General features: G+C 63.3%; 13 protein-coding genes and 1 tRNA gene. 6 read left to right on the forward strand and 8 right to left on the reverse strand.

Going from position 1 to position 16253, the window contains the following annotated elements; genetic code table 11:
* Nucleotides 1–10: 10 nt before the first annotated feature.
* The 7 genes from nusB to BBIA_RS01975 all read right to left on the reverse strand — a co-directional run bounded on the left by nusB (nucleotide 11) and on the right by BBIA_RS01975 (nucleotide 6113).
* Nucleotides 11–520: a transcription antitermination factor NusB gene (nusB, locus tag BBIA_RS01945; protein ID WP_051923653.1), complete on the reverse strand. Its 510-nt coding sequence runs from the start codon at nucleotides 518–520 to the stop codon at nucleotides 11–13.
* Nucleotides 521–565: 45 nt separating this feature from the next.
* The gene (gene efp, locus BBIA_RS01950; protein ID WP_033492904.1) at nucleotides 566–1132 is read right to left on the reverse strand and encodes an elongation factor P; all 567 of its coding nucleotides are present in this window, start codon (nucleotides 1130–1132) and stop codon (nucleotides 566–568) included.
* A 174-nt stretch (nucleotides 1133–1306) separates the two neighbouring features.
* The gene (gene tuf, locus BBIA_RS01955; RefSeq protein WP_033492906.1) at nucleotides 1307–2506 is read right to left on the reverse strand and encodes an elongation factor Tu; all 1200 of its coding nucleotides are present in this window, start codon (nucleotides 2504–2506) and stop codon (nucleotides 1307–1309) included.
* A gap of 174 nt (nucleotides 2507–2680) precedes the next feature.
* Entirely contained in the window at nucleotides 2681–4810 is a 2130-nt protein-coding gene (gene fusA / locus BBIA_RS01960) for an elongation factor G (protein ID WP_033492907.1), read from the reverse strand.
* A 30-nt stretch (nucleotides 4811–4840) separates the two neighbouring features.
* Nucleotides 4841–5311, reverse strand: coding sequence for a 30S ribosomal protein S7 (gene rpsG / locus BBIA_RS01965; protein ID WP_033492908.1), 471 nt, complete (start codon nucleotides 5309–5311; stop codon nucleotides 4841–4843).
* Nucleotides 5312–5316: 5 nt separating this feature from the next.
* Nucleotides 5317–5688 carry a 30S ribosomal protein S12 gene (gene rpsL, locus BBIA_RS01970; protein ID WP_003813881.1) on the reverse strand — a complete coding sequence of 124 codons (372 nt, stop codon included), beginning with the start codon at nucleotides 5686–5688 and terminating at the stop codon, nucleotides 5317–5319.
* Nucleotides 5689–6037: 349 nt separating this feature from the next.
* Nucleotides 6038–6113, reverse strand: a tRNA-His gene (locus BBIA_RS01975).
* A gap of 749 nt (nucleotides 6114–6862) precedes the next feature.
* On the opposite strand from BBIA_RS01975, the gene BBIA_RS01985 reads away from it, so the two are divergent.
* Nucleotides 6863–7900: a threonine aldolase family protein gene (locus tag BBIA_RS01985; protein ID WP_033492916.1), complete on the forward strand. Its 1038-nt coding sequence runs from the start codon at nucleotides 6863–6865 to the stop codon at nucleotides 7898–7900.
* Nucleotides 7901–8162: 262 nt separating this feature from the next.
* Here BBIA_RS01985 and BBIA_RS01990 read toward each other — a convergent pair whose 3' ends face one another.
* Nucleotides 8163–9350 (reverse strand): glycosyltransferase, encoded by a 1188-nt coding sequence (locus BBIA_RS01990; protein WP_033492918.1) that lies wholly within the window; start codon nucleotides 9348–9350, stop codon nucleotides 8163–8165.
* 57 nt (nucleotides 9351–9407) lie between these two features.
* On the opposite strand from BBIA_RS01990, the gene purT reads away from it, so the two are divergent.
* The 5 genes from purT to BBIA_RS15165 all read left to right on the forward strand — a co-directional run bounded on the left by purT (nucleotide 9408) and on the right by BBIA_RS15165 (nucleotide 16085).
* Nucleotides 9408–10697, forward strand: coding sequence for a formate-dependent phosphoribosylglycinamide formyltransferase (gene purT / locus BBIA_RS01995; RefSeq protein ID WP_152600494.1), 1290 nt, complete (start codon nucleotides 9408–9410; stop codon nucleotides 10695–10697).
* 179 nt (nucleotides 10698–10876) lie between these two features.
* Nucleotides 10877–11341 carry a hypothetical protein gene (locus BBIA_RS02000; RefSeq protein WP_033492921.1) on the forward strand — a complete coding sequence of 155 codons (465 nt, stop codon included), beginning with the start codon at nucleotides 10877–10879 and terminating at the stop codon, nucleotides 11339–11341.
* Nucleotides 11342–11496: 155 nt separating this feature from the next.
* Complete coding sequence (gene purC / locus BBIA_RS02005) at nucleotides 11497–12246, forward strand: phosphoribosylaminoimidazolesuccinocarboxamide synthase (protein WP_033492923.1); 750 nt, start codon at nucleotides 11497–11499, stop codon at nucleotides 12244–12246.
* A 99-nt stretch (nucleotides 12247–12345) separates the two neighbouring features.
* A complete protein-coding gene (locus BBIA_RS15160) occupies nucleotides 12346–14067 on the forward strand; it encodes an AIR synthase-related protein (RefSeq protein WP_420796673.1) in 1722 nt (573 codons plus the stop codon).
* Nucleotides 14064–16085 (forward strand): phosphoribosylformylglycinamidine synthase subunit PurQ, encoded by a 2022-nt coding sequence (locus tag BBIA_RS15165; protein ID WP_420796674.1) that lies wholly within the window; start codon nucleotides 14064–14066, stop codon nucleotides 16083–16085. Before BBIA_RS15160 ends, BBIA_RS15165 begins: the two co-directional genes overlap by 4 nt.
* The last annotated feature ends 168 nt before the right edge of the window (nucleotides 16086–16253 follow it).

Consider the following 16253-nt stretch of genomic DNA (forward strand, 5'->3'; position numbering starts at 1 on the left):
AATGTGCTGTTTATTCGGACTCGCCGGTCGTATCGGCGGACGTTTCGCCGGTCTGTTCGCCCTGTTCGGACGGCTGCTCGCCGGACTGGTCGGACTGCGACGGACCATCGTCGATGGGGCGCTCGATGCCGTTGCACACGGCGCTCAGCAGGCCGTGGATGAACGCTGGCGAATCGTCGTCGCACAGGGTCTTCGCGAGGCCGAGGGCCTCGTCGATGGCGACCTTGTTCGGCACTTCGTCGTTGAACAGGATCTCCCAGACGGCGATGCGCAGAATGTTGCGGTCGACGACCGGCATGCGCCAGACCTTCCAACCGGTGGAATGGTCGTTCAGCGTGCGGTCAATGTCACGACGGTGCTCGGCGACGCCGCGCACGATGTCGATGGCGTAATCGGGAAGCGGGGTCTGCGCGCCCGGCTCGGCGATGCGCTCAGCAAGAAGGGACAGGATATCCTGTCCCTTCTCGTCCGCTTCGTACAACGTGTTCAGAGCCCTCTTGCGGGCGGTGGAACGTGCCATGAAGCTCTCTATTCCTTTGGTCCCAGCGGATCTCGTACCCGCGGATCAGTTGTTTTCGCGGCCGAGGTAGGAGCCGTCGCGGGTATCGACCTTGACCTTCTCGCCCTCGTTGATGAACAACGGGACCTGGATCTCGGCGCCGGTTTCGACGGTGGCCGGCTTGGTGCCGGCGTTGGAGCGGTTGCCCTGCAGGCCCGGCTCGGTGTGGGTGACGGTCAGGATCACGGAAGCCGGCAGTTCAACGGACAGCGGGGTGCCGTCGTGGAAGGAGACCACGCAGTCGGTGCCCTCGAGCAGGTACTTGGCCTGATCGCCGACCAGCGACTTCGGGATGTAGATCTGATCGTAGGTGGTCATGTCCATGAAGACGAAGTTCTCGCCGTCCTCGTAGGAGTACTGCAGGTTGCGGTTGTCGACGGTCTCGAATTCCATCTTCATGCCCGCGTTGAAGGTCTTGTCGACGATCTTGCCGGACAGGACGTTCTTGATGGTGGTGCGCACGAAGGCGGGGCCCTTGCCCGGCTTGACGTGCTGGAACTTGGTGACGGTCCACAGCTGGCCGTCGAGGTTCAGGACGGAACCGTTCTTGATGTCATTGGTAGTCTGTGCCACAGTTACTCACCTATTCGTTTTGACTGATTTTGCGTGAAGCTGAAAAATAGCCTTCGCCATTATGCCATACCGCCTATACAGGCGTTTCCAATATAAGAAAACCCCCGAATCCGTTGGGATTCGGGGGTTTCTCAGAACGCTAGTTCAAGCGTGTCATGATCTCTCTGACAAAAATCAGGCGAGGATCTTGGTGACACGGCCCGAGCCGACGGTGTGGCCACCCTCACGCACAGCGAAGGTCAGGCCCTCCTCCATAGCGATCGGCTGGATCAGCTCGACGGTGAAGGTCGCGTGATCGCCCGGCTGGACCATCTCGACGCCTTCCGGCAGCTCGATGACGCCGGTGACGTCGGTGGTGCGGAAGTAGAACTGCGGACGGTAGTTGGAGAAGAACGGCGAGTGACGGCCACCCTCATCCTTGGTCAGCACGTAGACTTCGCCCTCGAACTTGGTGTGCGGGGTGACGGAGCCCGGCTTGGCCACAACCTGGCCACGCTCAACATCGGTACGGTTGATGCCGCGGAGCAGCAGACCGGTGTTGTCGCCAGCCTCGCAGGCGTCCATGGTCTTGTGGAACGTCTCGATGGAGGTGACGGTGGTGGACTGGGTCGGACGGATGCCGACGATCTCGACCGGGGTGTTGACGGCCAGCTGGCCACGCTCAACACGGCCGGTGACGACGGTACCACGACCGGAGATGGTGAACACGTCCTCGATCGGCATCAGGAACGGCTTGTCGAGGTCGTGGACCGGGGTCGGGATGTACTCGTCGACGGCGTCCATGAGCTTCTTGACCTGCTCGACCCAGTGCTCGTGATCCGGAGCGTCATCGTGCAGAGCGCCGTAGGCGGACAGACGGATGACCGGGCAGTCGCGATCGAAGCCGTTCTCGTCGAGGAGGTCACGGACCTCTTCCTCAACGAGCTCGATGAGCTCCTCGTCCTCGACCATATCGCACTTGTTCAGGGCGACCAGGATCTTCGGGACGCCCACCTGACGGGCGAGCAGCACGTGCTCGCGGGTCTGGGCCATCGGGCCGTCGGTGGCGGCCACAACGAGGATAGCGCCATCCATCTGGGCGGCGCCGGTGATCATGTTCTTCACGAAGTCGGCGTGGCCCGGGCAGTCCACGTGAGCGTAGTGACGCTTCGCGGTCTGGTACTCGATGTGGGCGATGTTGATGGTGATACCACGCTGCTGCTCTTCCGGAGCGGCGTCGATCTGGTTGAAGTCGTACTCCGGGTTGAGATCCGGGTACTCCTCGTGCAGGACCTTGGAGATGGCCGCGGTCAGGGTCGTCTTGCCGTGATCGACGTGGCCGATGGTACCGATGTTAACGTGCGGCTTAGTACGCTCGTACTTTTCCTTTGCCATTACTTTTGTCCTCCTGGACGTCTCGTGTAGTAGAAGCCCCGGCTTGTGGCCCGGGCACTCGCTACAGTTTACTGGGTTTCTGGGTTATGTGCCACTTTGGAGCCAGAACCCAGTCAGCGCTACACGATATTAGCGCTGACTGGAGACACTGGACGCCTTAAGCGGCAGCGCGTGTCACTCGCCGCGCTGGGCCTTGATGATCTCGTCGGAAACCGACTTCGGCACCTCGGCGTAGGAATCCATCTGCATGGTGAACATGGCGCGGCCCTGGGTCTTGGAACGCAGATCGCCGATGTAGCCGAACATCTCGGACAGCGGGACCTTGGCGTCGATGACCTTGACGCCGGTGGCGTCGGTCATGGACTGGATGTTGCCACGACGCTGGTTCAGATCGCCGATGACGTCGCCCATGTACTCTTCCGGCGTACGGACTTCCACGGCCATGATCGGCTCGAGGATGACCGGCTTGGCCTTCGGAGCGGCTTCCTTGAACGCCATGGAACCGGCGATCTTGAAGGCCATTTCCGAGGAGTCGACCGGGTGCATCTGGCCGTCGTACACGGTGGCCTTGACGCCCACGACCGGGAAGCCGGCGAGCACGCCGGATTCCATGGCTTCCTTGACACCGGCCTCGATGGGTCCGATGAACTCGGCGGAGATGTGGCCGCCGGTGACCTCGTTGACGAACTCGAACGTCTCGCCGGCCTCGGTGTCGAGCGGCTCGAAGTTCATGAACACCTTTGCGAACTGGCCGGAACCACCGGTCTGCTTCTTGTGGGTGTAGACTTCGTTCATCACGGCCTTGCGGATGGTCTCGCGGTACGCGACCTGCGGCTTGCCGACGTTGCACTCGACCTTGAACTCGCGGCGCATACGGTCGACGATGATGTCGAGCTGGAGCTCGCCCATGCCGGCGATCAGGGTCTGGCCGGACTCTTCGTCGGTGGTGACCTGGAAGGTCGGATCCTCGTCGGAGAGCTTCGCGAGGGCGATGCCCATCTTCTCCTGATCGGCCTTGGTCTTCGGCTCCACGGCCACCTGGATGACCGGGTCCGGGAAGGTCATGGACTCGAGGGAGATCGGGGCGGACTCAGCGCACAGGGTGTCACCGGTGGACACGTTCTTCAGACCGACGAACGTATAGATGTTGCCGGCTTCAGCGGCGTCGACCGGGTTCTCCTTGTCGGCGTGCATCTGGAAGATCTTGCCGATGCGCTCCTTCTTGCCCTTGGTGGAATCGAGCACGTTGTCGCCCGGCTTGACGGAGCCGGAGTAGACGCGCACGAACACGAGCTTGCCGTAGAACGGGTGCGTGGAGATCTTGAAGACGAGGGCCGCGAACGGATCGGAGACCAGCGGCTTGCGGTCGATCTCGACGGACTCGTCGCCCGGCTTGAAGCCCTTGATGGACGGCACGTCCTCCGGGGAGGGCAGGTAGTCCACAACGGCGTCGAGCATCGGCTGCACGCCCTTGTCCTTGAAGGCGGAACCGCAGAGAACCGGGTACGCGCGACGCTCGATGGTGAGCTGGCGAATACCCGCGCGGATCTCCTCTTCGGTCAGCTCGCCGGCCTCGAGGTACTTCTCGGTCAGCTCGTCGCTGGCCTCGGCCACGTCGTCGAGCAGCTGGGCACGGTACTCCTCGGCCTTGTCCTGCAGGTCAGCCGGGATGTCGACGGTGTCATAGTGGGCACCCTGATCGGTGGACACGTCGTTCCACACGTAGGCCTTCATGCGGATCAGGTCGACGACGCCGGCGAAGTCGTTCTCGGCGCCGATCGGCAGCTGGACGACGAGCGGCTTGGCGCCGAGCTTGTCCTTGATGGTCTGCACGGAGAAGTAGAAGTCAGCGCCGAGCTTGTCCATCTTGTTGATGAAGCAGATACGCGGAACGCCGTACTTGTCAGCCTGGCGCCACACGGTCTCGGACTGCGGCTCCACGCCTTCCTTGCCGTCGAAGACGGCGACGGCACCATCGAGGACGCGCAGGGAGCGCTCCACCTCGGCCGTGAAGTCCACGTGGCCCGGGGTATCGATGATGTTGATCTGGAACTTGTCCTTGGTGTCGTGCGTCTGGCGGTTCCAGAAGCAGGTGGTGGCGGCGGACTGGATAGTGATGCCGCGCTCCTGCTCCTGAGCCATGAAGTCCATCGTCGAGGCGCCGTCGTGAGTCTCACCGATCTTGTAGTTCTTGCCGGTGTAGAAGAGGATGCGCTCGGTGGTGGTGGTCTTACCGGCATCGATGTGGGCCATGATGCCGATGTTGCGGATCATGTGCAGATCCGTAAGCACGTCAAGTGCCATTTGCTATTCCTTAGCTCTCGTTCTTGGAAATTACCAGCGGTAGTGAGCGAAGGCCTTGTTGGCCTCTGCCATCTTATGAGTATCCTCGCGGCGCTTGACAGAAGCACCGAGGCCATTGGAGGCGTCGAGGATCTCGTTGGCGAGACGCTCGGCCATGGTCTTCTCACGACGGGCGCGGGAGAAGTCGGTCAGCCAGCGCAGCGACAGCGTGTTGGCGCGGTTCGGCTTGACCTCGACCGGGACCTGGTAGGTCGCACCGCCGACGCGGCGGGAACGGACCTCGAGGGACGGACGGATGTTGTCGAGGGCGCGCTTCAGGACAGCGACCGGCTCCTGGTCGGTCTTCTCCTTGACCATATCGAGCGCGGAGTAGACGATGTCCTCGGCGATCGACTTCTTGCCGTCGAGCAGGATCTTGTTGATGAGCTGAGCCACGACGGTCGAGCCGTAGATCGGATCGGGCAGCAGCGTGTGCTTCTTAGCGGGGCCTTTACGTGACATATCTCTTACTTCGCCTTCTTTGCTCCGTACAGGGAACGACCCTGCTTGCGATCCTTAACACCCTGGGTATCGAGCGCGCCACGCACGATGTGGTAACGCACGCCCGGCAGATCCTTCACACGGCCGCCGCGCACGAGCACGATAGAGTGCTCCTGCAGGTTGTGGCCCTCGCCCGGGATGTAAGCGGTGACTTCGATGCCCGAGGAAAGGCGCACACGGGCGACCTTACGCAGAGCCGAGTTCGGCTTCTTCGGGGTGGTGGTGTACACACGGGTGCACACGCCGCGACGCAGCGGGCTGCCCTTCAAGGCCAAAGTCTTCGACTTCTTCGGCTTGGCCTGACGTCCCTTACGGACGAGCTGTTCAATAGTAGGCAACTTGAATTCTCCGATTCAGTGGTTTCTCTTGTTTCCGTGAGACCGCCGCACTGCGCCCACACTTTGCCCACTGATCGACAGATCGGTCAAAGATAGCCACAGTCCACCGGCCCGATGGCCCGATCCTCTTTCACAGTCCGCATTGCTGCGCGCGATCCAGTCGATTCACGGGATATCCCAACCCGCACGCCTGTCACATAAGGCATGCCGTTGGCACACACGAATATCCATAATACGGAAACCCTCGACATACGACACGCCAGGCACCGGTATCATGCCGCGATTTGTCGGAAGACAGGAACTGGGATTGAAAAACAAGAAAGCCCGGGACCTGAGTCCCGGGCTTTACTGGGGTGGATAACGCGGCTCGAACGCGCGACCTGCTGAACCACAATCAGCTGCTCTACCAACTGAGCTATATCCACCATCGTTGTCCTCCGCACCAGCAGTGCGCTAGGCAACAGATGGATACTATACACGAACCTCCGAGATGCGCCAATTCGGCGTGTCGCGTCGTTCTGCCTTGCCCGATCGTGTGCGTTTCATCATCACGAAAACGATCCGAATGTGCAGTTCCGTTCGTTTGGTAAATCGTAAGGAAACACTTGCAAACATTGGGCTAACGGCATCTTGCACTCGCGTGTTCGATCGACGAAACGCGTATACTGTTACATGGAGGCCGGAGTTGTAGGTCGGTCGGGAAGCCGGCAGGCCGCAACGAAGCGCCGCGGTTGTGAGAACCATGCGCAACGCCTCCATATAACTTCATCCGGCAGCAACAGAGGTGGCACCATACAGACGCGCACAGGGCGGTGCGCAACGAACGATATGTACGAGCAGATGTATCATGAGAACCTCCTTTCAGCAGAGGGCCCGCACGGAACGAACCGTGCGGGCCCTTGTTTGTCCCCGACCTTTTCTTCCGCATATGCGACTGCGACGATCGTTCGATCCTCGCTCGGCAACAGTCGGAACGCGGCCGCGGCATCACATGACCACCTCACGCAACGGAACATCACGGCGACCACCGCGACGACGAGCGGCCTCACGGACGACGGCGGCATCGCGCGGTAGACTCGCCTTCGTCATGCAGGCATGCCTTTTGTCATGCAGGCATTCCCGCCGTACGACAGACCGCCGTGCAACAGACGCGGCACAATCCAAGGAGCCAACCATGCTGTCCTTCGAAAACGACTATTCCTGCGGGGCAACCCCAGAAATCCTCGCCCGACTCGCCGAAGCGAACACGACCACGTTCCCCGGCTACGGTTCGGACGATATCTGCGCGTCCGCCAAGGCGAAAATCCGCGAAGCGTGCGGCGCGCCGGACGCCGACGTGTGGTTCCTGGTCGGCGGCACACAGACCAACCAGACCATCATCGACGCAATCACCCCGCCGTACGCGGGCGTCGTCGCGGCCGCGACCGGGCACGTCAACGTGCACGAGGCCGGCGCGATCGAGGCAAGCGGGCACAAGGTGCTCACACTCCCCCATCACGACGGCAAGATCGACGCGAAGGAGCTCAACGAATACTGCGCCACGTTCTACGCCGACGCAAACTACGAGCACATGGTCTTCCCCGGCTGCGTCTACGTATCGCAGGCCACCGAATACGGCACGCTGTACACCAAGGCCGAGCTCGAGGCCATCGCCGAGATCTGCCACGCCTACCACATGCCGCTGTTCGTGGACGGCGCGCGGCTCGGCTACGCGATAACCGCGACCGGCAACGACGTGACGCTCGAGGATCTCGCGCGCATCGCCGACGTGTTTTATATCGGCGGTACCAAGGTGGGCGCGCTGTTCGGCGAGGCTGTCGTGTTCACGCATCACGGCGACTATTCCGACACGCCGAAGCATTTCCTCACGCTCATCAAGCAGCACGGCGCGCTGCTGGCCAAGGGCTGGCTGCTGGGGCTCCAGTTCGACACGCTGTTCACCGATGACCTGTACATGCGCATCGCCCGCCACGCGAACGAGGCAGCCGACCGCATCCGCGCGACGCTGCGGGACAAGGGCTACACGCTGACGTTCGAAGCGCCGACGAACCAGATCTTCATCACGCTCGACGAGCCGACGCGCGAACGCCTCGAAGAGCACGTGCGTCTCGGCTTCATGGAACGCGCCGACGAAACGCACACCGTCATGCGTATCTGCACAAGCTGGCACACCACCGACGATCAGGTCGAGGAGCTGCTCGCGCTGCTGTAGTCAGGGAAAGTTCGACGATCGAGAGGCTGATTGGGCGCATTGCATAGGTCGGTTCGACGATCGAGAGGCAGCCGTTCGATCACAACGGGTGTATCAAACCGCGCTATCCGCGAAATATCAAGGGAGCATCGGACGTTCACGCCGACTGGTCATGAAAGATAGCCTCTCAATCGTTCAACCGACCTAGGCAGGAGTCGATATCAGCCTCTCAATCGTCAAACTCCGGTTGACGTCCGGACAAATTCCACGTCGGATGATGCAATCAGGCATCCACGATGGCCTCACGTTCCATATCCACGAACTTGGCGACGGACGCTTCGACCGAATAATGCTCCTTCGTGTGCGCGGCGTAGCGCGCACCCCACTCAGACAGTTCGTCCGGATGGTCGATCCACCAGTCGATGCGCTGCGCAAGCGCAGCCGCGTCGCGCACGGGGAACAGCGATTCGTCAAGCAGCGCGAACTGGCCGGCGGCACTCAGTTCGGACGAAGCGATCACCGGCACGAGGCCCGAGGCCATGCCCTCGATCACGCTCAATGATTCGATGTCCACGATCGAGGGATGCACAAACAGATCGCAGGAGCGCAGCAAAGCCGGCATGTCGTCGTTCCTATGGAAGCCGATCGACGCAGGCCGGCTGAGCAGCATTTTCGCGCGCAAACGCAAATACCGTTGCAGCGGTCCGGTGCCGCAGATCGTCAGCTCGATGTCCTTGGCGTGACGGCAGCGGGCAATCGCCTTGATGAGCGTGATGTGGTCCTTCTCGTGCGTAAGTCGCCCGGACGCGACGATGCGGAACGGCACGGGCGCCGGTTCGCCGGGTTTGCGCTGCGTCTTCGGCGTGAATCGCGCCGTATAGCCGTTGGAGATCACGTGCAGCTTGGCTTTGTAGCCGTGAGCGCGCAGCTGGCCAGCGATCATTTCTGTGGGCGTGTGGATGTGATCGATGCCGCCGTACAGCCATGTTTTGAACAGCCAGTACAGGAAACCGGAAATGCCCGGCACGTATTTGAGCGGCCCGGCCGAATAGGTGACGTTTTCCGGCTGCAGGTGGAATCCGGCGGTGACCGGAATGCCCATCGCGCGTGCAGCCCGGGCGGCATGGCGGCCGAATCGGAACGGCAGATAAATGTGGACGACGTCCACGCCGCGGAATGCGGTGCGGAACAGGGTTTCGCTGGGTTCGGCGAACTGCATCTGCTGTTTGGCGGCCACCCACGAGACGAGCGGCACGCGGCTGACGCGCGCCGGATATTCGGGCGCGCCGATGCCGACAAGCCGCACGTGGTGGCCCTGACGTTCGAGTTCGTGCGCGTATTGCAGTGCCGAATTGGACGTGCCGTTGCCCTTGTTGCCGATCGTGTCCATGACGAGCGCGATGGTCAGCGGACGGTCGATCCGCGGTTCCTTCTCTCCGGCGGCGACGCCGTCTTCCCTGTTTTCGAGCATTGTCCCATCCTATCGCCGTCGTCGGCCGTATCGTCCCTCGATGGCACAATGAGGGGCATGAGTGATATGAACGTTTCCCCGGTTTCCGCATCTTCTTCCCCTGCCGGCCGCACGCTCGGCACGCCGCTGGGCGCGCATCCGACGCGTGTGCTGTTCCTCGGCGCGGGCGAGCTCGGCAAGGAGGTCACGATCGAGCTGATGCGTCTTGGCGCGTGGGTGTGCGCGGCCGATTCGTACGCCGGTGCCCCCGCGCAGCAGGTGGCGCACGAATGCCGCGTGCTTGACATGGCGAACGCGGAGCAGCTGCGCGCCTTGTTCGACGAGGTCAGGCCGGACATCATTGTGCCGGAGGTCGAGGCGATCGCCACGGGCGAGTTGGCCGCGGCGGCCGCGCGCGGCATTCAGGTGGTGCCGAGCGCCGAGATTGCAGCGATCTGCATGGATCGCGAGCGCCTGCGCGTGATCGCGCACGAGGAGCTGGGTTTGCCGACCACGCCGTACCGGTTCGCCGGCTCGCTTGAGGAGCTGCGTGCGGGAGCCGCCGAGGTCGGCTATCCGTGCGTGGTCAAGCCGATCATGAGCTCGTCCGGTCACGGCCAGTCGGTCGTGCGTTCGACGGATGCGATCGACGCCGCGTGGACGGAGGCGCAGGAGGGTCGCCGCGCGTCCGGCGAGGGCGACGTGTCGCGCGTGATCGTCGAAGCGCTTGCGCCGCTTGACTATGAGCTGACGGTGCTGACGGTGAGCTCGTCGGCCGGAATCGTGACGTGCGCGCCGATTGGTCAGCGTCAGGAGTCGGGTGATTACCGCGAGTCGTGGCAGCCGGCCGCGACGGATGCCGGCGTGCTGGAAACGGCGCAGTCGATCGCCCGCCGTGCGGTCGAGGGGCTCGTGGCGAAGGCCACGGCGACCGGAGAGCATGGCTGGGGCGTGTTCGGCGTGGAATTGTTCGTGCTGACGGACGGTTCGGTACTGTTCAACGAGGTGTCGCCGCGCCCACACGATACGGGCATGGTGACGATGATCTCACAGCGTTTGAGCGAATTCGCGTTGCACGCGCGTGCGATTCTCGGCCTGCCGGTGACGGCCGGCCATGTGGCGCTGTCGATGCCGGCCGGCGCGGTGGCGGCGAGCCATGCGATCGTCGTGTCGGGCGACGGCGAGGCGGAATTTGCGAATGTGCCGGCCGCGCTGGCCGAGCCGGATACCGATCTGCGCATCTTCGCCAAGCCGGAGGTGCACGGTCATCGTCGCATGGCAGTCGCGCTGGCGATCGGCTCGTCCGCGGACGACGCGCGCGCCAAGGCGGCCCGTGTTGCGGACGCGCTTGACATCACCGTGCGATAGCACGTTGCCGGTACGCGGGTGCCAATTCGCCGCGCATTCCGCTGTTGCGTGAGCCGGGCCGTGCATGTCATGAAAGATATGACATGCACGGCCCCGTTTCGTTTCCGGGCGGGACAATGGTTGCAGGGCGGTGTCTGCCACGGCGGGCCGTCGAAGCCCGTTGAAGAAGGAGGCCGATCATGGCTGCGAAACGGCGCATCATACTCATCATCGGCATTGCGATCGTCGTCGTGCTGGCGTGCGCGATCGCCGTGAGCGGACAGAATCGGTCCGTTTCAACCGGCAGCGACGTCGCGGCGAACTGTGCGATCAGCTATGCGAAGTCGTACGATTCCGCACAGGCGTATCTTGACGACGTCCATCCCGATCTGGTCGCCAAGGCGACGCTCGGCGAGCCTGCATTGTCGTGGTCGGGCAACGCCGTCACGTTCACCGCGCACCTGCTGGATGTGAAGGCCGGCACCTATCAGGCTGGCGACGACGTGAAACTCCGCTTTGCATGCAATTCGGTCGCATCGTTCATGCCGGACGGCTACCGTACCGGCGACACAGTGATCGTACTCGCCAACGGCGGCACGCTGCGGCAGCCCGAAAGCGTATGGCCGTTTGATGAGCAAACGTACGATTCGCTGACCGTGGATTAACCCGTGGATCGTCTGCTCTCATCGCGTGCCGGCGCGCGTGCATGTGACGAGAACAGCCGGCGCCATGCCACTCCGAAACAGCCCGCTTGTAGCCCTTTATTGGTACCCTTTTACCGTTAGTTCACCCAGAAATTCCGCTGATTTGAAAGGCGATCATGGAGAAACTGGAAAAGCTCTACGAGGGCAAGGCCAAGCAGCTGTACGCAACCGACGACCCGGAGATCCTGTGGGTCGAGTACAAGAACACCGCAACGGCGGGCGACGGCGAGAAGAAGGAGGACTTCACCGGCAAGGGTCGTCTGAACAACCTCATCACCACCATTATCTTCGACCTGCTCAAGGCCCGCGGCATCGACAGCCACCTCGTCAAGCGCGTGAACGACACCGCCCAGCTGGTGCGCAAGATGGACATGTTCCCGCTCGAGATCGTGCTGCGTAACACCGCCGCCGGCCACTTCTGCTCGCGCCTCGGCGTCGAGGAGGGCCTGCCGCTCAAGGAGCCGGTGCTCGAGTACTTCCTCAAGAACGACGACCTGCATGACCCGTTCGTGAACGACGACGACCTCGTGGCGCTCGGCGTGTGCACGCGCGAGGATCTCGCCGAGATCGCTCCGCTGGCCCGCCGCATCAACGAGGCACTCATCGACATCTTCGCGAAGATCGACGTCAAGCTCGTCGACTTCAAGATCGAGATGGGCCGCGCCTCTGACGGCACGCTGCTGCTGGCCGACGAGATCACGCCGGATTCCTGCCGCCTGTGGGACCAGCGCGACCACTCCGGCAAGGTCGAGCACCTCGACAAGGACCTGTTCCGCCGCGGTCTCGGCTCAATCATCCCGGCCTACGAGGAGATCGAGGGCCGTCTGGCCGAGCTGGCCAAGTCCGAGGGCATCGAAGTCGCCTGACCTTGTTTTCTAGGCTCCCCCTGATGTCAGAGGGAGCCGATTTTCGTTTTATTTGCGCGTTTATTTGCGATCCTCAAGAGTTTTCAGGAAAGGATTTCCATGGTTTTTCGCGTGTACGTGGAAAAGAAGCCCGGTTTTGACGTCGAGGCGCAGCAGCTCGCCGGCGAACTGCGCACGATCCTCGGCATGACCGGACTCAAGTCCGTGCGCATCGTGAACCGCTACGACGTGGAGGGCATCAGCGAGGAGCTGTTCGCCCAGGCCACGCCGACCGTGTTCAGCGAACCGCAGGTCGACAACGTGTCCAACGACCTGCCCGACTTCGGCGACGCGAAGGTGTTCGCCACCGAGTTCCTGCCCGGCCAGTTCGACCAGCGCGCCGATTCGGCGAGCGAGTGCATCCAGTTGATCTCGCAGGGCGAGCGCCCGACCGTCCGCTCCGCCAAGCTGTACGCCCTCGACGGCGAGCTGACCGACTCGGACATGGACGCGATCAAGCGTTACGTGATCAACCCGGTCGAGGCCCGCGAGGCGAGCCTTGCCGTCAAGGAAACCCTGAAGACCGCCGTGCCGACCCCGGGCAAGGTCGAGGTCATCGCCGGCTTCAACGAGATGGACGCGGCCGCCGGCCAGAAGTTCATCGACGAGCGCGGACTCGCCATGGATCTGGCGGATCTCGAGTTCTGCCAGAAGTATTTCGCGGCTGAGAAGCGCGAGCCGACGATCACCGAGATCAAGGTCATCGACACGTACTGGTCTGATCACTGCCGCCACACGACGTTCGGAACCGAACTGGACGACGTCAAGATCGACGACGCGACCGTCAAGGCCGCGTTCAAGCGCTATCTCGAGCTGCGTCACGAGCTGGGCCGCGACGGCAAGCCCGTCTGTCTGATGGATATGGGCACGATCGGCGCGAAGTGGCTCAAGAAGAACGGCATCCTCACGGGCCTCGACGAGTCCGAGGAGATCAACGCCTGCACCGTCAAGGTCAAGGTGGACGTCAACGGCGAGGATCAGGACTGGCTGTTCCTGTTCAAGAACGAGACGCACAACCATCCGACCGAGATCGAGCCGTTCGGCGGCGCGGCCACCTGCATCGGCGGCTGCATCCGCGATCCCCTGTCGGGCCGCTCCTACGTGTACCAGGCGATGCGCGTCACCGGCGCCGCCGATCCGACCGTGCCGGTCGCCGACACGCTGGAAGGCAAGCTCCCGCAGCGCAAGCTCGTGACCACCGCAGCCGCCGGCTACAGCTCGTACGGCAACCAGATCGGCCTCGCCACCGGCCAGGTCGACGAGATCTACCATCCGGGCTACGTGGCCAAGCGCATGGAGGTGGGCGCGGTCGTGGCCGCTACCCCGGCCGATCACGTGCGCCGCGAAACCCCGGCTCCGGGCGACAAGATCATCCTGCTCGGTGGCCGCACCGGTCGTGATGGCATCGGCGGTGCGACGGGCGCGTCCAAGGCGCACAACGTGGAGTCTCTCGAGCTTGACGGCGCCGAAGTGCAGAAGGGCAACGCGCCGGTCGAGCGCAAGCTGCAGCGTCTGTTCCGCCGCGGCGACGCGTGCCGTCTGATCAAGCGCTGCAACGACTTCGGCGCGGGCGGCGTGTCCGTGGCGGTCGGCGAGCTGGCGGACGGCCTGTACGTCGATCTCAACACCGTGCCGAAGAAGTACGAGGGCCTTGACGGCACCGAACTGGCGATTTCCGAATCGCAGGAGCGCATGGCCGTGGACGTGGCCGCCGAGGACGTGGACGAGTTCCTCGCTACGCCCGCGAGGAGAACCTCGAGGCCACCGTCATCGCGACCGTGACCGAGGATCCGCGCATGGTGATGACGTGGAACGGCGACGAAATCGTGAACCTCTCCCGCGAATTCCTCGCCTCCAACGGCGCGTCCAAGCATCAGGTCGTGCACGTCGAGGCGCAGCAGGCGTACGAGACGCCGGCCGCATGGCGTGAGGGCTCACTTGCGGACCGTCTGCGCGCGGTCGTGACCGATCTCAACGTGGCCAGCAACAAGGGCCTGTCCGAGCGTTTCGATTCGACGATCGGCGCGGGCACCGTGCTCATGCCGTTCGGCGGCCGCCGTCAGCTCACCCCGAACGAGGCGATGGTCGCCAAGTTCCCGGTGTTCGGCGAGACGACCACCGCCTCCGCCATGGCGTGGGGCTTCAACCCGTACATCATGAGCGCGAACCAGTTCACCGGCGCCTACCTGTCGGTGGTCGAGTCGCTCGCCAAGCTCGTGGCCGCCGGCTTCGAGCATGAGAAGGCGTATCTGAGCTTCCAAGAGTACTTCGAGAAGCTGCGCGACGAGCCGGAACGCTGGGGCAAGCCGACCGCCGCCGTGCTCGGCGCGCTCATGGCGCAGATCGACCTTGGCGCCGGCGCGATCGGCGGTAAGGATTCAATGTCCGGCACGTTCGAGCATCTCGACGTGCCGCCGACCCTGATCTCCTTCGCCGTGGCCGTGGGCAACATGAAGCGCGCCACGTCGCCGGAGTTCAAGGGCGCCGACCATCGCGTCGTGCGCATCGCGCCGCGCTATCTCGCGGACGGCATCACACCGGACAAGGATGCGCTGCTCGAGGCGTTCTCGATCGTCGAGGAGCTCGTCGACTTCCACGACGCGCTGGCCGTGTCCACGCCGGGTTACGGCGCGACGGCCGAGGCGCTGTTCAAGATGACGCTCGGCAACCGCATCGGCGTGTCGCTCAACGATTCGATCGCCGCGGACGACCTGTTCACGCCGGCGTACGGCTCGTTCATCATCGAGCTTGCGGACGACGCGAAGCTGCCGGCCGCGTCCAACCTCGTCGAAATCGGCGAGATCGGCACGACGACCGCCGCATACGAGCTGCGCGCCGCGGGCGAGACGCTTGATCTGGATGCGATCCAGGAGGCGTGGGAGTCCGGCATCGAATCCGTGTTCCCGTACCGTTCCAAGGGTGCCGATAAGGGCGCGACCGTCGAGACGGTCACGTTCGAGACGCCGAAGAAGACCGTGTACGTGGGCGCTCCGGTCGCCAAGCCGCACGTCGTGATCCCGGTGTTCCCGGGCAACAACTGCGAGTACGATTCGGCCGCCGCGTTCGAACGCGCGGGCGCGGACGTGTCGACGCTGATCGTGAACAACCTCACGCCGGCCGCCGTTGCCGAGTCGACGCAGGCGCTGGTCGAGGAGATCAACAAGAGCCAGATCGTGATGATCCCGGGCGGTTTCTCGGGCGGCGACGAGCCGGACGGTTCCGCGAAGTTCATCACCGCGTTCTTCCGCGCCCCGGCCGTCACCGAGGCCGTGCGCGACCTGCTCAAGAACCGCGACGGCCTGATGCTCGGCATCTGCAACGGCTTCCAGGCACTCATCAAGCTGGGTCTGGTGCCGTACGGCGACATCGTGCCGATGACCGAAGAGTGCCCGACGCTGACGTTCAACACGATCGGCCGCCACCAGAGCCGTCTCGTGCGCACGCGCGTCGCGTCGAACCTGTCCCCGTGGCTGGCGAAGACTTCCGTCGGCGACATCCACACGGTCGCGATCTCCCACGGCGAGGGCCGTTTCGTCGCGTCCGAGCCGGTGCTCGACCTGCTCAAGACCAATGGCCAGATCGCCACGCAGTACGTGGACGAGTCCGGCGTGCCCGGCATGGATCTCGACGTGAACCCGAACGGTTCGCTGCTCGCGATCGAGGGCATCACCAGCCCGGACGGCCGCGTGTTCGGCAAGATGGGCCACTCGGAGCGTTCCGGCAACGGTCTGTACGTGAACGTGCCCGGCAACAAGTACCAGCCGCTGTTCGAGGCCGGCGTCGAATACTTCGCCGCCTGATCCTCGATGCGCTGATCTGACCGGTTGAACGGTCAGGCCGATACGAAAAAAGCTCCCGTATTGTTCGGGAGCTTTTTTCGTATGGTTACGCGCGAAACGCAATGGAGTTGAACAACGCGGTTGCACGAACCTCAAGAACACGCGTTTTTGTCTGCTTGCGGTTCAATC

Origin of the sequence: Bifidobacterium biavatii DSM 23969 (genome assembly GCF_000741165.1) — a bacterium.
GTDB classification, from domain to species: domain Bacteria; phylum Actinomycetota; class Actinomycetes; order Actinomycetales; family Bifidobacteriaceae; genus Bifidobacterium; species Bifidobacterium biavatii.